A 19,728-nucleotide genomic window follows, 5' to 3' on the forward strand; every position below is an offset into this window, starting at 1 on the left:
GCAACTCAATACAGGCCCTAGGCCGAGCGGGGGACGGGCTGCCCGGCGGTGCGTGGCCGGTCGGCCCTCCGTGATGCGGGGCGTGCGATGTGGTTACGTCAACTGGCCCAATCAGTGAGCCACTTGCACCCATGTGGGTGACCGGATGCGAGTGGGCGGTGACGTACGGTTCGCTGCATGATCGACCGTTCCGTCCCGCGCCGGGTCCTCCCGGCTCCGGAGCCGGGAGGCGCCGTGGCCGTCCCGGCCGTCCCGGCCGAACTGCCCGTACGGCCCCGGACCGGCCGACTCCTCGTCCTGGCCACCGTGTTCGTCTGCGCCGCCTGCGGGCTCGTGTACGAGCTGGAGCTCCTCGCCCTGGGCACCTACCTCATCGGCGACTCCGTCACCCAGGCGTCGGTCGTGCTGTCCGTCATGGTCTTCGCCATGGGCATCGGCTCGCTGCTCGCGAAACGGCTGCGGCACCGGCCCGCCCTCGGCTTCGCCGCCATCGAGGCCGGGCTCGCCCTGCTCGGAGGCCTGTCCGCCATAGCGCTGTACGCGAGTTTCGCCTGGCTGGGCGAGTCCCGTCCGGCGCTCGTCGCGTTCTCCTTCGCCATCGGCATGCTCATCGGCGCGGAGATCCCGCTGTTGATGGTCCTCATCCAGCGCATCCGCAGACAGGACGCGGGCGGCGCGGTCGCCGACCTGTTCGCTGCGGACTACGTGGGCGCCCTCGTCGGAGGCCTCGCCTTTCCCTTCCTGCTGTTGCCGATGCTCGGCCAGCTCACCGGCGCCATGCTCACCGGCACCGTCAACGCGGTCGTCGGCGGCGGGCTGGTCCTGTGGCTCTTCCGCCACGACCTGAGCAGGCGCTGCCGCTGGCTGCTCATCGCCGTGAACCTCGCCGTCCTCGTGGTCCTGGCCTCCGCCACCGTGCTCGCCGACGACTTCGAGCGGGTTGCCCGGCGCGCCGTCTACGGCGCCGAGGTGCGCGTCGCCGTCCAGACCGGGGTGCAGGAGCTGGTGCTCACCGGCCCCGCGACCGGCTCCCCGAGCTCCCTCGACCTGTACCTCGACGGACGGCTGCGGGTCAGCGGCTACGACGAGCACCGCTACCACGAGGCCCTGGTCCACCCCGCGATGACCGGCCCGCACGCCCGGGTCCTGGTCCTCGGCGGCGGCGACGGGCTCGCCGCCCGCGAGGTGCTCCGCTACCGGGACGTCGCCTCCGTCACCGTCGTCGAGGTCGACCCCGGCGTCGTCCGCCTCGCCCGCACCGATCCGATGCTCTCCGCGCTCAACGCCGGGGTGTACGCCGACCCCCGCCTGGCCGTCGTCCACCAGGACGCCTTCAGCTGGCTGCGCGGGCCCGCCGCGAACGACCGCTTCGACGTGATCGTCTCCGACCTCCCCGACCCCGGCATCACCCCCAGCACGAAGCTGTACTCGCAGGAGTTCTACGGGCTGGCCGCGCGGGCCCTGGCCCCCGGCGGCCGGATGGCCGTGCACGCCGGGCCGCTGGCCACGCGCCCCCGTACGTACTGGACCGTCGACGCCACGCTGCGCGCGGCCGGGCTGCGCACCGCCCCCTACAGCGCGGGCGGCCGCCTCACGGGCTTCGCCGCCGGACCCGACCGGACCCCCCTCGGCGGGACCGGCGAGCCGCCCGGGGACTGGGGCTTCGTCCTTGCCGCCCGCGACCAGGAGCCCCGGCTGCGCGTCGACCGTGGGACGCCCGCGCTGCGCTCGCTGACGACCGGCTCCCTCCAGGACGCGGCGCGCGACGCCGAACGCTTCCGGATGAGCGGACTTCCGCCGTCGACGCTGCCGCATCCCCGGTATTCGTGACCGGCTGCGGTCCAGGCCGTAGGCTCGACCGCATGGAGCATCAGGTGTTCGTCCCGGTACCGGCAGACGACCTCCGCGCCGTGCTGCGCGACCCCGCACGGGTGGCCCGGTGCGTGCCGGGACTCCAGCAGGACGCCGACACGGGCGTCGGCCCGCTCTCCGGGCGGCTCAAGGTGCGGGTCGGCGGGAGCACCGTGACCTACCGGGGGTCCGCGGCCGTCATCGAGCAGGACCCCGACCACTTCACCATTGAGGGTGAGGGCACAGAGGTGCGCGGCAGCGGCACCGTGAAGTTCTCGCTCGGTCTGCGCCTGGCACCCGCCCCGGACGGGACCCGGCTGGAGGTCACCGCCCGCGCCACCGCCGACGGGCGGGCCGCCGCCTTCGCCCCCGAGGCCGCGGCCACCGCCCTGCGCCGGCTGTTCGACCGGGCCGCGGGCCGGCTGGCCGACGGATCCGCGATCGGTGACCCCGTCGCCGAGGCCGAGGACGCGGTGGGGAGCGAGGACGCGGTGGGGAGCGAGGGCGAGCCCGAGGGCGCCGACGGTCCGGTGGGGCCGGACGACGATGTCACCGAGGTCAGTGCCACGGTCTTCGAGACCGAGGTGCCGCCCCCGTCCCTGGACCCCTCCCTGGACCCGTTCCTGGCCGGCGGTTTCCAGGACCTCGATGCGGCCGGAGCGGCACGGCCACCGGCCGAGGCCGCCCACGCCCGCCGCACCATGATCGGCCGCAGCGCCGAGGAGGTGGATCACGCGCCCCCGCGCGGCCGGTACGCCCCGGTGCCCGCGCCGGCCGCGACCGCCACCGGTGACAGCATGCGCTGGATCGCCCCGGCCGCGGCGCTCGCGATCGCCTCGGCCGTCGTCATCGGCCGGGCCCTGCGCCGCCGCCGCTGACCTGCGCCCTCGGCCTCTCGACCGGCGCGACACCCCCTAGGGTCGACCGCATGAGTACGCAACTGAGCGCCGGCGGCACCGAGGTGACTGTCGACCAGGAGAACGGCTGCCGGATCGGCAGTCTGCGCATCGACGGGACCGAGCTGCTGCGCCAGGGGCCGCGGTACGGATCGTTCCCGATGGTGCCGTGGTGCGGCCGTATGAAGGACGGCCGTTTCCACAACGGTGCGACCGTGCACCAGATGCCCCTGGACCACCCGCCGCACGCCCTCCACGGCCTCGGCCGTGACGCGCGGTGGCGGCCGGCCGGCGCCACCGCCACCGAGGCCGCCTTCACCTACGACCTCGTCGACCCGTGGCCGGTCCCCGGCCGCATCACCCAGGTCGTCACGCTCACCGAGGACTCGCTGACCCTCACCATGGGCGTCGAGACGTACGGGGACTCCTTCCCGGCCCAGGCCGGATGGCACCCCTGGTTCCTGCGCAACCTCGGGGGCCAGGACGTGGAGATCTCCTTCGATCCCGCCTGGCAGGAGGAGCGCGGCGCCGACCACCTCCCCACCGGCAACCGCATCGACCGGAAGCCCGGTCCCTGGGACGACTGCTTCGGCATGCCCGACGGGGTCGATGTCACCCTCACCTGGCCCGGCGCCCTGGAACTGCGCATCACCAGCAGGTCCGAATGGGTGGTCGTCTACGACCAGGAGGACGAGGCCGTCTGTGTCGAGCCGCAGTCCGGCCCTCCGAACGGGATCAACACGGCTCCGCGCCTGGTCACCCCCGTCGACCCGCTGGAGGTCTCCACGACCTGGACGTGGCGGCGGCTCGCCTAGCCCGCAACTAAGCTCGTCGGCATGAGTGACGTGAACGAAGTAACGCCGGCAGGCACACGGGATGCGCTTCTGCAGCAGATCAAGGACAAGGCCGTCGTGCACGGCAAGGTGATCCTTTCCTCCGGCCGGGAGGCCGACTACTACATCGACCTCCGCCGGATCACCCTCGACGGCGAGGCGGCGCCCCTGGTCGGCCAGGTCATGCTCGACCTCACCGCCGAGCTCGACTTCGACTGCGTCGGTGGCCTGACGCTGGGCGCGGACCCGGTCGCCACCTCGATGCTGCACGCTTCCGCCGCCCGGGGGCAGCGCCTGGACGCCTTCGTCGTCCGCAAGGCGCAGAAGGCGCACGGTATGCAGCGCCGCATCGAGGGCACCGACGTGAAGGGCAAGCGCTGCCTGGTCGTCGAGGACACCTCGACCACCGGCGGGTCCCCGCTGACCGCCGTGGAGGCCGTCCGCGAGGCCGGCGGCGAGGTCGTCGCCGTCGCCACGATCGTCGACCGCGGTGCGGCCGACGCGATCGCCGAGGCGGGCCTGCCGTACCTCACCGGCTACCGCCTTGAGGACCTCGGCCTGTCCTGACCGGCCACTGCGACAACGGGTGACAAAGGGCCTCGGTCGCTGGCGAGGCGGTCCTGACCTGGCCTTTCCCTGCGGCCCGGGATGTTTCACGTGAAACATCCCGGGCCGTTCGCCCACCACGTGAGACCGGTGGGCTGGACCCTTGCGCGGAGTCTGGAAAGATAAGCGCGACGATGACGTCGCCCCCAGGTCAGGGCCCGTAATAAGCACACTCCCCGCACATCCAAGGAGCGGACAGATGCCCATCGCAACCCCCGAGGTCTACAACGAGATGCTCGACCGGGCGAAGGCAGGCAAGTTCGCCTACCCGGCCATCAACGTGACCTCGTCCCAGACCCTGCACGCTGCGCTGCGGGGCTTCGCGGAGGCCGAGAGCGACGGCATCATCCAGATCTCCACCGGTGGTGCGGAGTTCCTGGGTGGTCAGCACAACAAGGACATGGTCACCGGTGCGGTCGCCCTGGCGGAGTTCGCGCACGTCGTCGCCGCCAAGTACGACATCACCGTCGCGCTGCACACGGACCACTGCCCCAAGGACAAGCTGGACGGCTACGTACGTCCGCTCCTGGACATCTCCGCCGAGCGTGTCGCCCGCGGTCTGAACCCGCTCTTCCAGTCGCACATGTGGGACGGCTCCGCCGAGACCCTGGCCGACAACCTGGCCATCGGCCAGGAGCTGCTGGCCAAGGCCGTCGCGGCGAAGATCATCCTTGAGGTCGAGATCACCCCGACCGGTGGCGAGGAGGACGGCGTCAGCCACGAGATCAACGACGAGCTCTACACCACGGTCGAGGACGCGATCCGTACCGCCGAGGCCCTGGGTCTGGGCGAGAAGGGCCGCTACCTGCTGGCCGCCTCCTTCGGCAACGTCCACGGCGTCTACAAGCCGGGCAACGTCGTCCTGCGCCCCGAGCTCCTCAAGGACCTCCAGGCCGGTGTGGCGGAGAAGTTCGGCAAGGCCTCGCCGTTCGACTTCGTCTTCCACGGCGGTTCGGGCTCCACGGCCGAGGAGATCGCCACCGCGCTGGAGAACGGCGTCGTGAAGATGAACCTGGACACCGACACCCAGTACGCCTTCACCCGCCCGGTCGTGGACCACATGTTCACCAACTACGCCGGTGTCCTGAAGGTCGACGGCGAGGTCGGCACCAAGTCGAAGTACGACCCGCGCACCTGGGGCAAGGCCGCCGAGGCCGGCATGGCCGCGCGCGTCGTCGAGGCGTGCGCGAACCTGCGTTCCGCCGGCACCAGGATCAAGTAGTCGGCCGCCGCAGTAGCGGCAGCACGCGCACAGGAGGGCCCGGCCCCGTCCCAGGACGGTGGCCGGGCCCTCCGGCGTTCGCTCCGGCTTTGCTCCGGTCGGCAGTGCGCTGTGGGCAGTGGGCAGTGGCCCCGCGTCCGCTGCCCGCGCCGTCTGAGTGACGGCGGCACGGACGTCTCAGCTGCGGTGATCGCTACCGCTTCAGCTCGGCGTACGCCTCGGCGCTACTGTCCTTCAGGAACTGCCAGCACCGCTCCGTCTCGTCCTTCTCGTTGATCTCGCCGGCGGCGCGAGCGAGGGCGGCGAGGCAGCGCAGGAACCCGCGATTGGCCCGGTGGTCCCAAGGGATGGGGCCATGCCCCTTCCATCCGGCCCGGCGCAGCGCGTCCAGACCGCGGTGGTAGCCGGTGCGCGCGTACGCGTACGACTCGACCACCCGGCCCGCCTCGAAGGCGTCGTCGGCGAGCATCGCCCAGGCGAGCGAGAACGTGGGATCCTTCGCCACCACTTCGGCCGGCGGCAGGGACCCCTCGCCAAGCAGGCGGTACGCCTCTTCGTTCTCCGGCAGGTACGTCGGCTCCGGGCCGCCGAGCAGGTTCTCGCGTGTCGTCATGGAAGCAGTCTGCCAGCTGTGCGCCGTCGCCTGACGGGTCCGGCCGGGAGAGCCCGGTTGCAGGCCGCAAGTCGTCACGAGAGGCCGGCATGCCAAGGGGGGCATGAGCGCTGTCCACTCCCGTTCGAGTACGTGAAGTACTTGACGTACTTATCCTTGGGGGTCACCCTTGAGGGGAAGCTAGGAGGCAGGGCATGCCGGCAGTGCACTACGAGAGCTACACCCAGGCGCGCGCACATCTCAAGGACCTCCTCGACGCGGCCGACGAGGGGCGGGTGGCGACTGTACGCCGCGACTCGGGGCGGGCGGCGGTCGTGGACGTGGAGCGGCTGAGGCGCTACCTGGCGCTGGTCTGCCCGTCGAAGGCGCAGGTCGTGGCGGAGGCGGGAGGCTGGTCGGTGTTCATCCCCGGCCTGCCGGTCGCCGCGGACGGAGCGACCTTCGACGAGGCCATAGGGGAGATGGTGCAGGCCCTGCGCGAGTACGTCGAGGACTGGCAGGACCGGCTGCGGACCGCCCCCAATCACCAGGACCACTGGGGTCTGGTACAGCTGATCGCCCTCAGCGAGGACCAGCAGGTGCGGGACTGGCTGGTGGGTGCCGCACCGTGAGCCGACCTCAGCCGGACCGTGAGCGCCACGACCGCTTCTGTGGTGTCGAGGGCTGGATGCGGGTACGGGACGCACGTGGCCGCACCGGCACTCACCACGTCACCTACGAGTTGACGCTCCACGACGGGCGCGTGCTGCGTACCCGGATCTCGCACCCGGTGGACCGTACGGTCTACGGCCCGGCGATGTGGAGCCACATCCTGCGCGATCAACTCGACGTCACCGACGACGAGTTCTGGGCCTGCGTCCTGCGGGGGGAGCTCCCGGACCGGGGGGTTCCCGAGGCGCCGAAGGAGGCGTTGCCCGCGGATCTGGTGTATCTGCTGATCAACCGCGTGGGGCTGGCGGAGAAGACGGTTGCCACCCTGTCCAAGGAGGAGGCGGTGGCCCGGCTCCAGCAGTATTGGACCCACGGGACCTGAGCGACTTCTCCGGATGCCGGGCGAGGCTTCGACGCCTGGGAGCACAATCCGAACCGCGGATTCCTGCGGGCCCTGCACGCCCTGGCCCGCGCGGCCGAGGCGATCGGCGAGAAGGAGGAGTACGGGCGCTGCACGACCTTCCTGCGCGACTCGTCCCCGACGGCCGCGGACACGCTGGGCGCCTGAGACCGTACGGCGGGGAGTGACGCGCGGACATGTCGTGTGGTCTGTGTCACTCCCCGCTGGAGCGGCGGCGCGACGGGGTCCTATGATGCGGGCAGGGGACCGGGGCTCCACTCACCTCACGGAAGGAGCGGACCGCTACCCGGAAGCACGTGTCGAGGAGACAGCGATGTCGAACACCCTTGATGCCTCCGGAGTCGGCGGGGACACCCCGAACCTCGACTTCGACGGCACGACCCCGTACGAGGACTACGTGCAGGCGGACGTCCTCACCCACCTCCAGCACCTCCGCTCGGACGACCCCGGCGAGATGGTCTTCCTGGTCACGACCCAGGTCATGGAGCTGTGGTTCACGGTCATCGTCCATGAGTGGGAAACCGCCGCGAACGCGCTGCGCGAGGACCGCATCCCGGTCGCGATGGACGCGCTGAAACGTTCCCTTCGTGAGCTGGAGGCCCTCAACGCCTCCTGGCGTCCGCTCGCCCAGCTCACCCCGGCGCAGTTCAACGCCTACCGCGGCGCCCTCGGTGAAGGTTCCGGTTTCCAGTCGGCGATGTACCGCCGGATGGAGTTCCTGCTCGGTGAGAAGTCCGCCTCCATGCTGGTGCCGCACCGCGGCGCACCGCGCGTCCACGCGGAGCTGGAGAAGGCCCTCCAGGAGCCGAGCCTCTACGACGAGGTGCTGCGCCTGCTGGCCCGCCGCGGCCTGCCGGTCCCGGAGTCCGTCCTGGACCGCGACCTCTCGCAGCGCTACGAGGCTTCGGCCGAGGTCGAGGCCGTCTGGACCGGCCTGTACGCCGCCCCGGACGAGTACCCGGACCTCCACCGGCTCGGTGAGGTCCTCACCGACGTCGCCGAACTCGTCTGGCGCTGGCGCAACGACCACCTGGTGGCCACCCGCCGTGCGATGGGCGCGAAGACCGGCACGGGCGGTTCGGCCGGTGTGACCTGGCTGGAGAAGCGGGCGACGAAGAACGTCTTCCCGGAGCTCTGGACGGCGCGCAGCCATGTCTGAGACCTCCGAGGACACAGCGACGGACCTCCGCACCCGCGCGGCCGCCCTGGACGCCGCCGACGAGCTGGCGAAGCTGCGCGAGCGCTTCACCCTCCCCGACGGCGTCGTCTACCTGGACGGCAACTCGCTCGGCGCACTCCCGGCCGGCGTGGCCGCGGCCACCGCCGACGTCGTGGCCCGGCAGTGGGGCGAGCTCCTGATCCGCTCGTGGGACGAGAGTGGCTGGTGGACCGCGCCCGAGCGGATCGGCGACAAGATCGCCCCGCTGGTCGGTGCCGCCCCCGGACAGGTGGTCGTCGGCGACTCCACCAGCGTCAACCTCTTCAAGGCGCTGGTCGGCGGCGCCCGCCTCGCGGCTCCCGGCCGGACGAAGCTGCTCGTCGACTCCGCCACCTTCCCCACCGACGGCTACATCGCGGGGTCGGCGGCCCGGCTGGCGGGCCTGACCGTCGTCCCGGTCGACCCCTCGCGGGCGGCGGAGGCGATGGACGCGGACACCGCCGTGGTGCTCCTCAACCACGTCGACTACCGCAGCGGCCGGCTCCACGACCTGCCCGCCCTCACGGCGGCGGCCCGAGCCGTCGGGGCGGTCGTGGTCTGGGACCTCTGCCACTCCGCGGGCGCCCTGCCCGTGGGGCTCGACGAGCACGACGTCGACCTCGCGGTGGGCTGCACGTACAAGTACCTCAACGGAGGCCCCGGCGCCCCCGCGTACCTGTACATCGCCGCCCGTCACCAGGACGCCTTCGACTCTCCCCTGCCCGGCTGGAACGGCCACGCGGATCCCTTCGCGATGACCCCGGACTACGAGGCGGCGCGGGGCGCCACCCGCGGCCGCGTCGGAACCCCGGACATCCTGTCCATGCTGGCGCTGGAGTCGGCGCTCGACGCCTGGGACGGCGTCGCCGTCGAGGCGGTGCGCGCCAAGTCCCTTGCCCTGACCGACTTCTTCCTCGAATGCGTGGCGGCGTACGTCCCGCACGGCCTGGTGGAGTCGGTCACCCCGGCCGAGCACGAGCACCGCGGCAGCCAGGTCTCGCTGCGGTGCGCGAACGCCCGCGAGGTCATGGGGGAGCTCATCGCCCGGGGCGTCATCGGCGACTTCCGCGCACCCGACGTCCTGCGCTTCGGCTTCACCCCGCTCTACGTCGGTTTCGCCGACACGGAGCGCGCGGCGCGCACCCTGGGTCACGTTTTCGGGTGACGCGGTAGCGAAACGTCACATCGCTGGGCGGACGGGGCTACGGCTCCGTCCGCCCGGTCATATTCCGGGCCCCGCACGGAACGGGCTGTTCCAGACTGATACGGTCCCGCTCTGCCGGAACACCGGAACATCTGTCCCCGCTGTCCCACGCGTTACCGAGAGGTTGAGCCGATGACGGACCCCGCCGCCGTGGAACGGGACGCCGCCGAGGCCGCCTCGGCCTTCGCCCATCCGGCGGTCGCGCCGGACGTGACGGCCGCGTACGGAGAACACCCCGACCACGTCGTCGACTTCTACGCCCCGCGCGGCGAGATCCCTGGCCCGGTCCCGCTGGTGGTGGTCCTGCACGGCGGCGCGTGGCGGGCCCCCTACGACAGGCAGCACATCACGCCCTTCGCGGACTTCCTGGCCCGGCGCGGTTTCGCCGTCGCCAACGTCGAGTACCGGCGCGGCAGTTTCCTGCCGCACCAGAACGCCGAGGGGCCGGTCGCCGGGCGCTGGCCGGAGACCTTCGACGACGTCGCCGCCGCGATGGACGCCCTGCCTGCCCTCGTCGGGACCGCCCTGCCGCAGGCCGATGTCCGCCGCGTGGTCGTCACCGGTCACTCGGCGGGCGGCCACCTCGCGTTGTGGGCAGCGGCCCGGCACGTGCTCCCGTACGGCTCCCCGTGGCGGCTGCCGGACCCGCCGATGCTGCGGGGGGTGGTGGCGCTGGCGCCGATCGCGGACTTCGCGGTGGCGGAGGAGCTGGACGTGTGCGGCGGGGCGAGCGCGCAACTGCTGGGTGGCGCGGACCACTGGGACGAGCGGCTGCCCTCGGCCGACCCGGCGTCGCTGCTGCCGACCGGCATCGCCACGGCGGTGGTCCAGGGCCGGGACGACATCGTGGTCCCGCAGGCGGTGGCCGAGGCGTATGTGGCGGCGGCGGCCAAGGCGGGGGAGATGGTGGGGCTGACCCTGCTCGACGGGGTCGGGCACTTCCCGCTGATCGATCCGGCGGCGGACGCCTGCGCGGTGGTCGCGGAGGAGATCTCCCAGCTGGCCTGGTAGCGGACTCCGGCCCTCCGCCCACACCCCCCCCGTGACCAGGGCGAAAACCCTGGCGGATCCGGCCGGTGCGGTGGGTACGCTGGCCGGGACTTGATCAGTTCGCGCGATGCGCGCACACCATGGGGGGGCCGGTGCGCAATCACCGACTCGTAGTTTCCGCTGCCTTCGTCGCGGCGGGTCTGGCTCTCGTTCCCGGCCCGGCCTCGGCGGCCGGGGGACCGGCCGGGCCCGTCGCGCCGGGCCCGGCCAAGGCCGGGGCAGCTGCAGGGGCCAAGGCCGACGTCGAGATCGCGAAGTCCGGCGAGAAGTTCCACAGCCCGGCCGACCGCACGGTCCGCACCCGCTGAGGGTCCCGCCCGATCTCACGATCGGGCGGGACCCTCCCGGCGTACGGCCCGGTTCGGGGCGCAATCGCGCCAACTCCCCTTCTTCGCAGGCCTCTTCGTGATCCGGCGGGCGAAGATCTGTGTACCCTGAAGCCCAGACCTGAGCACGTTCAAAAATGGGGGGGATCGGTGCGCAGTCGCCGTCTCGTAATTTCCGTCGCCGTCATAGCGGCCACCATCGGTCTCGCGCCGGGCATCGCCCAGGCCGCGGAGCCGGTCGCGCAGGAGCCGGTCGCGCAAGGGGTGGGCGCGCCCGCCGTGGACCTGGCCAAGGCCGCGGCGCCGAACCTGAACACCTTCAAGAGCCCGGCGGAACGTTCCGTCCGCAAGGCCATGCCCGGCGCCAAGGGCGGGGTGTCCGCCCAGCAGGCGGCCGGCAACCCGGACCTGGCCCTCGTCCTGAACGCCGCGGCCACCACCGCGCACGCGTTCGACCTGGAAACCACCGTCATCAGTGCCGACTCCACCCTGAAGGTCACCGTCGACTGGGGCGACGGCAGCAGCCCCGACGGCATGGACGCGTACGGTTCGACCGTGCTGAGGAGCAGTCACACCTACGCGAAGCTCGGCCAGTACACCGTCAGGGTCACCGTGACGGACCCGGCCAACCAGGCCGAGGTGGTCAACGACTTCCAGGTCATGACCGCCGGTTCGGACTTCGTCGCGCACACCCCGACCCGGCTGCTGGACACCCGCGACGGGACCGGCGCGGTCCGGGGCAAGGTCCCGGCGTACGGCTCGACCCGCGTGAAGGTCGGCGGCAACGGGGCGATTCCGGAAGGGGCCACCGCCGTCGCCCTCAACGTGACCGTCACGAACACCACCAGCGGCGGCCACATCACCGCCTTCGCGGAGGGCACCGAGCGGCCGACGACCTCGAACGTGAACTTCGAGGCGGGCCAGTCCGTCCCGAACCTGGTCATCGTGCCCGTCGGCAAGAACGGCTACGTCGAGCTCGCCAACCGCGGCTCGGAGTCCGTCGACCTGATCGCGGACGTGACCGGCTACTTCACGCGCTCCGACGCCGCCGGCTACACGCCGATGACGCCGGTCCGGTTCGTCGACACCCGTGAGGGCCTCGGCACGGCCCGCGGCCGGCTGGCCGGGCAGAGGACCTTCGGTACGAAGATCAGCGGCCTGCGCGGAGTGCCGGAGGGCATCACGGCCGTGGCGCTGAACGTGACGGTGACCAACCCGAGGGAGGCCGGGCACCTGACGGTCTTCCCTGGCGGTGGGAACGTCCCGATCACGTCCAACCTGAACTTCACCGCGGGCCAGACGGTCGCGAACGCGGTGATCGTGCCGGTCGGCCCCGACGGCACCATCAACGTGCGCAACGGCGCCTGGGCCGGTACGGACGTGATCGTCGACGTCGTCGGCTACTACAGCACCGACAGCAAGGGCGCCTACATGCCGATCAAGTCGGTCCGGCTGATCGACACCCGCGACCCGCGCTGGACCCACGGTCCGCTGCAGGGCCGCGGATACATCTGGCAGGCGCTGTCCCCGGACGAACCCGGCATCGCCGGCTACGTCCTCAACACCACGGTCACCAACACCGCCGGCGTGGGCTTCCTGTCGGTCGCCCCGGACCCGAACACGCGCGAGCAGTACCGCCAGGGCCGCCAGGTCTTCCCGGAGCGCCCCACCGCCTCGACCCTGAACTGGACGGCCGGCAAGACCGTCCCGAACCTGGTCCAGGCGGGCTCCGGGAAGAACGGCATCGTCGACTTCTGGAACCAGGGCTGGGACAAGACCGATCTCGTCGTCGACATCTTCGGCTACTACGAGAGCAACTGATCCACCGCCGGGCGCCCCGGGGACGGCCTCGGCCTCCCCGGGGCGTTCAGCGTTCGGGCGGTCTGCCGCCCGGGGCCAGGTGCTCCACCAGTTCGGCCAGGTCCTCGCAGACCTGCTCGATCCGCAGCCGTACGTTGTTCTGCTCGGTGACCAGCGCGGACAGCAGCAGCCCGGTCAGCGCGGCCGCTCCGTTGAGGGCCTGCAGGTTGACCATCAGCTCCAGCAGGCCGTAGTCGACGAACGGTCCGGCATGGTCGTGCGCCGCCGAGATCGCCAGGACCGAGATCAACAGGGCGCACGGCGCGCTCCCGGCGAACTGGAAGCGCACGGCCGCCCAGATCAGCAGCGGGAAGACGAGGAAGAGCACGGACAGGTGGCTCCGGGTGGCCACCAGGGTGACGATCACGGACGTGACCGCCAGGGCCGACACCTCGGCCAGCCGGTAGTCGTCGCGGGGCAGCCGGGCCCGGCGCAGGACCAGCAGCAGTGGGGTCACCACGAGCACCCCCATGGCGTCACCGACCCACCAGGCCGCCCACACCGGCCAGAATTCGCCCCGGGGCATGTCTCCGGTGAACACGAGGGTCCAGGTCCCGGCCGTCGCGCTGAGCAGCGTCGGCAGCAGGCCGCCCAGGAAGACGAGCGCCAGCGCGTCGCGCAGCCGGTCCATCTGCGGGCGGAAGTCCACCCGGCGCAGCATCAGGTACGCGCACACCGGCGCGAGGGTGTTCCCCGCGAGGATGCCGAGGTCGCTGGGGTCGAAGTCGCTGATGCGTTCGATGGCGAAGTAGGTGCCGAGGGAGATGCCCGGCCAGACCCGCAGGCCCAGCCAGAGCAGGGCGGCCAGCGCGATGCCGGTGGGCAGCCACAGCGGGGTGACCTGGGCGCCGTCGACGGTCACGCTCTGGCGCAGGCCGATCCGCCCGCCGATGTAGTAGGCGACGGCGACGGTGAGGATCAGTAGGAGCAGTTCGGCCGGACGTCGCCATCCCTCGGTGCGCACCACGTCATCAGACAACAGACCACGGGCCCTGCGGGACGTGACACGCGCTTCACCTCTCCTGGGGGAGGTCGGTGTCGTCCGGTGCCGGGGCGGGTGCGGCCGCGTCGTGGCTGAGGACGAGCACCGCGGCGTCGTCGGCGTGTCCCGTCGAATCGGCCACCTTCATCACCTCGGCGGCGAGCTCGGCCGGGTCGGTGCCCGCCGCCTCCCGGACGACCCTGACCACACGCTCCAGCCCCACCTCCAGCGGGAACCGCGGGCCCTCGACCACCCCGTCGGTGAGCAGGACGATCGATCCCGCCTGCGTCAGCCGGCGCCGGGTCACGGCGTACGGCGATCCGGGTACCAGGTTCAGCGGCAGCCCGCCGTGGTCCTCGGCTATGCCGTACTGGCCGTCGGCCGTGGCCCAGACCGCCGGGACGTGACCGGCCCGGGCGCTCTCCAGCTCCCAGGTGTCCGGGTCGAAGCGGAGCAGGCTGCAGGTCGCGAAGAGGTCGCGGTTCATCGAGAGCAGCACCTCGTTGGCCCGGCTCAGCACCTCGCCGGGGTCGACGAGCACGGCCGCCACGGCCCGCAGACAGATCCTGACCTGCCCCATGAAGGCGGCGGCGTCGACGTCGTGGCCCTGGACGTCGCCGATGCAGAAGGCGAGGGCGCCCTCCGGCAGCCGGAAGCCGTCGTACCAGTCGCCCCCGATGTCCAGGCCGTGCCGGGCGGGCGAGTACCGGGCCGCCGTGCGCAGCCCCGGCAGGCACGGCAGCGCGGTGGGCAGCATCTCGCGTTGCAGGGCCTCGGCCAGTTCCACGCGGGCCTGCTGGAGCTCCACGCCCTGCCGCGCCTGGTCGGTCAGCCTGCCGAGCAGGCTCAGCAGGTCGGCGCTGGCCACCCGCGGGGGACGGCGCCGGCTCATGGATGGCTCCGACGATGGTGCATCCGTCCCTGCTTCCGCCGTGGAAAGGACCTGCCCATCATATTTCCGCCCACCCGGACACCGCCCGCCGAGACGGCTCCCACGGGCGATCTTGCAACCGGACCGGTCTCGCACGCGTGTTCAAAGGAGACCGTTCGACCGTTGAAGAAGTACATGGGGGGATCGGTGCGCAATCGCCGACTCGTGGTTTCCGCTGCCCTGCTGGCGGCCGGTGCAGGGCTCGTACCCGGGATCGCCCAGGCGGCGCCCGGCACGCCGGCGGGGCCGGCCGGCCAGGGTGTGGCCGCGGCCACACCCGCACCCGCGGGCGCAGCCCTGTCCGGGGCCGGGCCGGACGCGGCGGGGAGATCCGGGGGCCGGACGTTCAGCAGTCCCGCCGAGCGTACGGTCGTCACCTCGCGGTCCGGCGCGCAGACCGGGGGGAACGCGCCGGCCAAGGGGGCTCAGGGCGCTCGGGGCGCTCAGCAGGCGGCGCAGGGCGCGCAGGATGCGCAGGATTCGTCCACTTCGATCTATCTGACCGCCCACACCGACGGCGCGCGCTCGATCGACCTGCGGTCCCACGTCATCGACTACGACGCCCCGGCCCTCGATGTCGTCGTCGCGTGGGGCGACGGTACGACGGACACCTACTCCCTGCCTGCCGGCGGCGGCTCCGACGCGCGGGACCTCACGCACAGGTACACGGTGCTCGGCACCTACGACGTCAAGGTCACGGCCAAGGACACCGTCAACGGCACCGAGGCGGTGAACCAGCTCAGGTTCACGACCATGGGCGCCGAGTTCACCGCACACGAGCCGACCCGGCTGCTCGACACCCGTGCGGGCATCGGCGCCGCGAAGGCCAAGGTCGGCCCGCGCAGCTCGGTGGCCCTGAAGGTCGCGGGCGCGGCGAAGGTCCCCGCCGGGGCGACCGGGGTCGCCCTCAACGTCACCGTCACCAACACCACGGGCGCGGGCCACATCTCGGTGCAGTCCACGAAGGCCGACGCCGAGGCCGCCGTGACGTCGAACGTGAACTTCGCCGCCGGCCGGACCGTCCCGAACCTGGTGATCGACGCGATCGGCGAGGACGGGTACGTCCACCTGTTCAACGCGGGCTGGGAGCCGGTCGACCTGATCGCGGACGTCACCGGCTACTTCGCGCCGGAGGCCGCCAACGGCTGGGGCGCGCTGGCCCCGACCCGGGTCGTGGACACCCGCGAGGGCCTCGGTACGGCCAAGGGCCAGGTCCCCGGTCAGGGCGGCTTCGGCATCGAGATCGCCGGGCGGAGCGGTGTGCCGAAGACCGCCACCGCGGTGGCGGTCAACCTGACCGTGGCCAATCCGCGGTCGGCCGGTCACCTGACCGCCTACCCGAGCGGGAAGGCGGCTCCGACGACGTCGAACGTGAACTTCGCCGCCGGGCAGACGGTCGCCAACTCGGCGGTCGTGCCGATCGGGCCCGACGGGAGGATCAACGTGCGCAACGGCGGCTGGGACCCGGCCGACGTGGTGGTCGACGTCGTCGGCTACTACACCCCCGAAAGCCGGTCCGCCCTGGTGGCCTACGGGATCCCGTACCGGCTCCTGGACACCCGCAAGGACAGCTGGGGCCGGAAGGCCGGCCCGCTGAAGGCCCGTACGCACTTCCCGATGCGGTTCGAGGGCGACACGACGAAGCCCGACGTCGACGGCTGGGTGCTCAACACCACGGTCACCAACACCCGCGGGGACGGCTTCCTGTCCGTGACCCCGGACCCGAATTTCTGGTCCGACTACGTGAACGGCACCGCGGTGACGCCGCCGCGGCCCGTCTCCTCGGCCCTGAACTGGACGAAGGGCGCGACCGTCGCCAACCTCGCGCAGACGCCCGGGGGCAAGGGCGGCATGATCGACTTCTGGAACCAGGGCTGGGAGGAGACCGACCTGCTCGTCGACCTGCTCGCCTTCTACAAGACGGACTGACGGTCCGGGAGGGGCCGGGAGGGACCGGGGACCGGGAGACCGAACGCCGAGGGGCGGGACGCCGTGTGCGCGTCCCGCCCCTCGCGGTGTTGGCCCGCCCGCTTACAGGAAGGAGTTGATCTCGATCGTCTCGGTGCGGCCGGGGCCGACGCCGATCGCGGAGATCGGGGCGCCCGACATCTCCTCCAGGGCCTTGACGTAGGCCTGGGCGTTCGCCGGCAGGTCCGCGAAGGTCTTGGCCTTGGTGATGTCCTCGGACCAGCCGGGGAGGTATTCGTAGATCGGCTTCGCGTGGTGGAAGTCGGTCTGCGAGTAGGGGAGCTCCTCGACGCGCTTGCCGTCGATCTCGTACGCGACGCAGACCGGGATCTGCTCCCAGCCGGTCAGTACGTCCAGCTTGGTGAGGAAGAAGTCCGTGAGACCGTTCACGCGGGTGGCGTAACGTGCGATCGGCGCGTCGAACCAGCCGCAGCGACGGTCGCGGCCGGTGGTCACGCCGCGCTCGCCGCCGATGCGGCGCAGGTCCTCGCCGTCCTGGTCGAACAGCTCGGTCGGGAACGGGCCCGCGCCGACGCGGGTGGTGTAGGCCTTGAGGATGCCGATGACACGGCTGATCTTCGTCGGGCCGACGCCGGTACCGGTGCAGGCGCCGCCTGCGGTGGGGTTCGACGAGGTGACGAAGGGGTAGGTGCCGTGGTCGACGTCGAGCAGGGTGCCCTGGCCGCCCTCGAAGAGCACGACCTTGTCCTCGTCCAGCGCGTTGTTGAGGATCAGGGTGGTGTCGGCGACGTACGGCTTGATCTGCTCCGCGTACTGGAGCATCTCCTCGACGATCTGGCCGGCCTCGATCGCGCGGCGGTTGTAGAGCTTCGCGAGGAGCTGGTTCTTGCCCTCCAGCGCCGCCTCGACCTTCTGGGTGAGGATCGACTCGTCGTAGAGGTCCTGGACCCGGATGCCGACGCGGTTGATCTTGTCCGCGTAGGTCGGGCCGATGCCGCGACCGGTGGTGCCGATCTTGCGCTTGCCGAGGAAGCGCTCGCCGACCTTGTCGAGGGTGACGTTGTACGGCGTGATCAGGTGCGCGTTGCCGCTGATGAGCAGCTTGGAGGTGTCGATGCCGCGCTCGTTCAGGCCGCGCAGCTCGGAGAGCAGGACGGCCGGGTCGACGACGACGCCGTTACCGATGACCGGGGTGCATCCGGGGGAGAGGATGCCGGAAGGGAGAAGGTGCAGCGCGTACTTCTGGTCGCCTACGACGACCGTGTGGCCGGCGTTGTTGCCGCCCTGGTAGCGCACTACATAGTCAACGGATCCACCGAGCAGGTCGGTGGCCTTTCCCTTGCCCTCGTCACCCCACTGAGCTCCGAGCAGCACAAGAGCGGGCACAGGCGTACACCTCTTCCGGATGGGGCATGTCCAAGGTCAGGGGGCGTACGACGATGTACGCGGGCTGAGCCGTCGGACGGGTTGCCCCGGAATAGACGAAGGCCCTGGCGCAATAGCGCAAGGGCCTCTTGCACAAAGATGCTACCCGAGGAAGGACCGAGGTGTCGGCTCCAGAGCCCACCATGAGCGAAGCGGGCGCGCCGGTAGGCGGTCTGCTGGTGCTCATCGACCCGGTCGCCCGCCGTCTTGACGGCGAGTCCGTGCGGATCGCGAAGGATGTGCTGTCAGCGGGCGCGGCGGCGAAGATCTGCCTCCCGGATTCGCAGGAGGAGTTTGCGCGGGCGCTCGCCCGCCGGGGTCATCGGCAGCCGGTGATCGTGGGCGACGACCGGGCCCTGGTACGCACCGTGGCGCTGCTGCACCGGGAGCGGGGGCTGGGCGAGAGCGCTCTGGCGCTGGTACCGGTGGGGCCGGTGGGGTCCCTGGCGCTGGCGCGGTCCCTGGGCGTGCCCGAGTCCGCCGTCGCGGCGGCCCGGGCGGTGCTGGACGGGTCGGTGCGGGTGTGCGACCTGCTGGTCGACGACAGCGACGGGGTGGTGCTGGGCGAGCTGCGGATCCCGCCGCTGCGGGGGCCGGAGCGGGGGGTCCCGCGGCCGGCCGGGCCGTCGGTGTGGAGCGCGTACCGCTCGCTGGTGCGCACGCTGGTCCGCCCGGTGGCGGCGGCGGGCGGGGTGGGCGGCGGGCACCGACGGCTGAGGGTGGAGGCCGACGGGGTCGTGCTGGCCGATGTGGACCAGCCCGTGGCGGACGTCTCGGTGCGCACGCGGGGCGACGGGGAACCGGCGGAGGTGTCGGTGCGCACGGGCGGCGGTTTCGGCGGCTCGACGGTGACGGCCCGGGCGAAGACGGTGACGGTGTCGGGCGCGGACTTCCGCTACCGCGCCGACGGCGCGATGACCGGCCCGGTCCGCCGCCGTACGTGGACACTGCGCCCCGGGGCATGGACGCTGACCCTGCCGCGGTGACGGCGGACGAGGGACGGGGGCGTGGCCGGGGCCGGTGCCGGGGCCGCGATCGAAGCCGGTGACGGGTCCGGTGACGGGTCCGGTGACGGGTCAGGGCCGGGGCGGAGGCGGTGCGGGGGGCGCTGGGCGACTGGCGGCGGGACGCGCTGCTGCTGTGCCTGCTGCCGGCGTTCTGCTGGCCCGCGGTGGCCGCGGCGGTGCTCACGCGCCCGGTGATGCTGGCGGTGCTGCTGGGGCCGGTGCTGCTCGGGGCGCGTGAGCCGCGCGCGGTTCGCCGGGTGCGGCGCGTACTGCGGCACCCGGAGGTGCGCCGGGTGCCGTACGAGGCCGAAGTGGTCCGTGCGCGGTGGCGGCCGCCGGTGGTGGTCCTGGGGGAGGGGCGGCAGGTCCTGACCCTGGGGGTGCTGGGCCGGCGGGTCCTGCCGCCGAGGCCGTGGTGAGGGCGGCCGGACCGACCACCGCGGCGGCCACGGGTCCTGCGCCAGTGCTGTGACCGCAAAGGTTCACCGCCTCACGACGCCCGGTACGGCGCCTCGCCGCGTTGTCGGACCACGGAAGTACGTCCAGTACGAGCCGTGGCCCTCCGCCTTGCGATGCACCGCACCCGACGCCGCGAGACGGCAAACCCTTCCGGCCACAGCACTAGCCGCAATGCCGTTCGGTTAGCCGTCTGGCGGGTTTGGCAAGGGGTTGTGCTCGATATGGATGGTGGTCCTGTGGGTTCGGTGGTCGACGTCGCGGCCG

Annotated in this window: 19 protein-coding genes and 1 pseudogene; 16 read left to right on the forward strand and 4 right to left on the reverse strand. The window is 72.1% G+C overall.

All coding sequences use genetic code 11. From position 1 onward, the window contains the following. Positions 1 to 177 precede the first annotated feature (177 nt). The 5 genes from ACIPXC_RS15515 (at position 178) to fbaA (ending at position 5,408) form a co-directional block, all read left to right on the forward strand. A complete protein-coding gene (locus ACIPXC_RS15515; RefSeq protein ID WP_401617556.1) occupies positions 178 to 1,830 on the forward strand; it encodes a polyamine aminopropyltransferase in 1,653 nt (550 codons plus the stop codon). Positions 1,831 to 1,862: 32 nt separating this feature from the next. Next, positions 1,863 to 2,729, forward strand: a complete 867-nt coding sequence (locus ACIPXC_RS15520) for an SRPBCC family protein (protein ID WP_401617558.1) — start codon at positions 1,863 to 1,865, stop codon at positions 2,727 to 2,729. Between the two features lie 50 nt (positions 2,730 to 2,779). Beyond that, positions 2,780 to 3,562: an aldose 1-epimerase gene (locus tag ACIPXC_RS15525; protein WP_401617561.1), complete on the forward strand. Its 783-nt coding sequence runs from the start codon at positions 2,780 to 2,782 to the stop codon at positions 3,560 to 3,562. A 21-nt stretch (positions 3,563 to 3,583) separates the two neighbouring features. Beyond that, positions 3,584 to 4,147, forward strand: coding sequence for an orotate phosphoribosyltransferase (gene pyrE / locus ACIPXC_RS15530; RefSeq protein WP_401617564.1), 564 nt, complete (start codon positions 3,584 to 3,586; stop codon positions 4,145 to 4,147). Positions 4,148 to 4,385: 238 nt separating this feature from the next. Further along, entirely contained in the window at positions 4,386 to 5,408 is a 1,023-nt protein-coding gene (fbaA, locus tag ACIPXC_RS15535; protein WP_401617567.1) for a class II fructose-bisphosphate aldolase, read from the forward strand. Positions 5,409 to 5,601: 193 nt separating this feature from the next. Here the strand turns inward: fbaA and ACIPXC_RS15540 are convergent, their stop codons facing one another. Next, the gene (locus tag ACIPXC_RS15540; protein ID WP_401617570.1) at positions 5,602 to 6,021 is read right to left on the reverse strand and encodes a DUF3151 domain-containing protein; all 420 of its coding nucleotides are present in this window, start codon (positions 6,019 to 6,021) and stop codon (positions 5,602 to 5,604) included. Between the two features lie 194 nt (positions 6,022 to 6,215). Between ACIPXC_RS15540 and ACIPXC_RS15545 the strand changes: the two genes are divergently transcribed. From ACIPXC_RS15545 to ACIPXC_RS15580, 8 genes and pseudogenes are all read left to right on the forward strand, one after another. Then, positions 6,216 to 6,632: a prevent-host-death protein gene (locus tag ACIPXC_RS15545; RefSeq protein ID WP_401617573.1), complete on the forward strand. Its 417-nt coding sequence runs from the start codon at positions 6,216 to 6,218 to the stop codon at positions 6,630 to 6,632. Further along, complete coding sequence (locus tag ACIPXC_RS15550) at positions 6,629 to 7,054, forward strand: cytotoxic translational repressor of toxin-antitoxin stability system (protein WP_401617575.1); 426 nt, start codon at positions 6,629 to 6,631, stop codon at positions 7,052 to 7,054. Before ACIPXC_RS15545 ends, ACIPXC_RS15550 begins: the two co-directional genes overlap by 4 nt. An 18-nt stretch (positions 7,055 to 7,072) precedes the next feature. Beyond that, a pseudogene (locus ACIPXC_RS15555) lies at positions 7,073 to 7,240 on the forward strand (DUF3151 family protein); the annotation flags it as partial. A 166-nt stretch (positions 7,241 to 7,406) separates the two neighbouring features. Continuing rightward, complete coding sequence (locus ACIPXC_RS15560; protein WP_401617578.1) at positions 7,407 to 8,252, forward strand: tryptophan 2,3-dioxygenase family protein; 846 nt, start codon at positions 7,407 to 7,409, stop codon at positions 8,250 to 8,252. Continuing rightward, positions 8,245 to 9,456 carry a kynureninase gene (gene kynU, locus ACIPXC_RS15565; protein ID WP_401617581.1) on the forward strand — a complete coding sequence of 404 codons (1,212 nt, stop codon included), beginning with the start codon at positions 8,245 to 8,247 and terminating at the stop codon, positions 9,454 to 9,456. Before ACIPXC_RS15560 ends, kynU begins: the two co-directional genes overlap by 8 nt. Positions 9,457 to 9,627: 171 nt before the next feature. Continuing rightward, entirely contained in the window at positions 9,628 to 10,506 is an 879-nt protein-coding gene (locus ACIPXC_RS15570; protein WP_401617583.1) for an alpha/beta hydrolase, read from the forward strand. A 131-nt stretch (positions 10,507 to 10,637) separates the two neighbouring features. After that, positions 10,638 to 10,853, forward strand: a complete 216-nt coding sequence (locus tag ACIPXC_RS15575; protein WP_401617585.1) for a hypothetical protein — start codon at positions 10,638 to 10,640, stop codon at positions 10,851 to 10,853. Between the two features lie 168 nt (positions 10,854 to 11,021). Then, on the forward strand, positions 11,022 to 12,692 hold the full coding sequence (locus tag ACIPXC_RS15580) for a PKD domain-containing protein (RefSeq protein ID WP_401617587.1): 1,671 nt from the start codon (positions 11,022 to 11,024) through the stop codon (positions 12,690 to 12,692). Between the two features lie 46 nt (positions 12,693 to 12,738). Here ACIPXC_RS15580 and ACIPXC_RS15585 read toward each other — a convergent pair whose 3' ends face one another. Both ACIPXC_RS15585 and ACIPXC_RS15590 read right to left on the reverse strand, forming a co-directional pair. Beyond that, on the reverse strand, positions 12,739 to 13,698 hold the full coding sequence (locus ACIPXC_RS15585; protein ID WP_401617590.1) for an MASE1 domain-containing protein: 960 nt from the start codon (positions 13,696 to 13,698) through the stop codon (positions 12,739 to 12,741). Between the two features lie 46 nt (positions 13,699 to 13,744). Beyond that, positions 13,745 to 14,605 (reverse strand): PP2C family protein-serine/threonine phosphatase, encoded by an 861-nt coding sequence (locus ACIPXC_RS15590; protein ID WP_401617593.1) that lies wholly within the window; start codon positions 14,603 to 14,605, stop codon positions 13,745 to 13,747. Positions 14,606 to 14,767: 162 nt separating this feature from the next. Between ACIPXC_RS15590 and ACIPXC_RS15595 the strand changes: the two genes are divergently transcribed. Continuing rightward, positions 14,768 to 16,573, forward strand: coding sequence for a hypothetical protein (locus ACIPXC_RS15595; RefSeq protein ID WP_401617596.1), 1,806 nt, complete (start codon positions 14,768 to 14,770; stop codon positions 16,571 to 16,573). A 102-nt stretch (positions 16,574 to 16,675) separates the two neighbouring features. On the opposite strand, the gene ACIPXC_RS15600 is transcribed toward ACIPXC_RS15595, so the two are convergent. Then, entirely contained in the window at positions 16,676 to 17,959 is a 1,284-nt protein-coding gene (locus ACIPXC_RS15600) for an adenylosuccinate synthase (RefSeq protein ID WP_046777800.1), read from the reverse strand. 182 nt (positions 17,960 to 18,141) lie between these two features. On the opposite strand from ACIPXC_RS15600, the gene ACIPXC_RS15605 reads away from it, so the two are divergent. Both ACIPXC_RS15605 and ACIPXC_RS15610 read left to right on the forward strand, forming a co-directional pair. Continuing rightward, a complete protein-coding gene (locus ACIPXC_RS15605; RefSeq protein WP_401617615.1) occupies positions 18,142 to 18,984 on the forward strand; it encodes a diacylglycerol kinase in 843 nt (280 codons plus the stop codon). A gap of 110 nt (positions 18,985 to 19,094) precedes the next feature. Further along, positions 19,095 to 19,424, forward strand: coding sequence for a hypothetical protein (locus ACIPXC_RS15610; RefSeq protein WP_401617599.1), 330 nt, complete (start codon positions 19,095 to 19,097; stop codon positions 19,422 to 19,424). Positions 19,425 to 19,728: the final 304 nt, after the last annotated feature.

The organism is Streptomyces sp. NPDC090021 (assembly GCF_044748225.1).
Lineage (GTDB): Bacteria > Actinomycetota > Actinomycetes > Streptomycetales > Streptomycetaceae > Streptomyces.

Excerpts from the sequence above, each read along its gene's own strand:
- ACIPXC_RS15570 (WP_401617583.1), top strand. The coding sequence starts at position 9,628 with ATGACGGACCCCGCCGCCGTGGAACGGGACGCCGCCGAGGCCGCCTCG.
- ACIPXC_RS15605 (WP_401617615.1), top strand. The coding sequence starts at position 18,142 with ATGAGCGAAGCGGGCGCGCCGGTAGGCGGTCTGCTGGTGCTCATCGAC.
- ACIPXC_RS15545 (WP_401617573.1), top strand. The coding sequence starts at position 6,216 with ATGCCGGCAGTGCACTACGAGAGCTACACCCAGGCGCGCGCACATCTC.
- ACIPXC_RS15525 (WP_401617561.1), top strand. The coding sequence starts at position 2,780 with ATGAGTACGCAACTGAGCGCCGGCGGCACCGAGGTGACTGTCGACCAG.
- fbaA (WP_401617567.1), top strand. The coding sequence starts at position 4,386 with ATGCCCATCGCAACCCCCGAGGTCTACAACGAGATGCTCGACCGGGCG.
- pyrE (WP_401617564.1), top strand. The coding sequence starts at position 3,584 with ATGAGTGACGTGAACGAAGTAACGCCGGCAGGCACACGGGATGCGCTT.
- ACIPXC_RS15590 (WP_401617593.1), bottom strand. The coding sequence starts at position 14,605 with ATGAGCCGGCGCCGTCCCCCGCGGGTGGCCAGCGCCGACCTGCTGAGC.
- ACIPXC_RS15560 (WP_401617578.1), top strand. The coding sequence starts at position 7,407 with ATGTCGAACACCCTTGATGCCTCCGGAGTCGGCGGGGACACCCCGAAC.
- kynU (WP_401617581.1), top strand. The coding sequence starts at position 8,245 with ATGTCTGAGACCTCCGAGGACACAGCGACGGACCTCCGCACCCGCGCG.
- ACIPXC_RS15515 (WP_401617556.1), top strand. The coding sequence starts at position 178 with ATGATCGACCGTTCCGTCCCGCGCCGGGTCCTCCCGGCTCCGGAGCCG.
- ACIPXC_RS15540 (WP_401617570.1), bottom strand. The coding sequence starts at position 6,021 with ATGACGACACGCGAGAACCTGCTCGGCGGCCCGGAGCCGACGTACCTG.
- ACIPXC_RS15520 (WP_401617558.1), top strand. The coding sequence starts at position 1,863 with ATGGAGCATCAGGTGTTCGTCCCGGTACCGGCAGACGACCTCCGCGCC.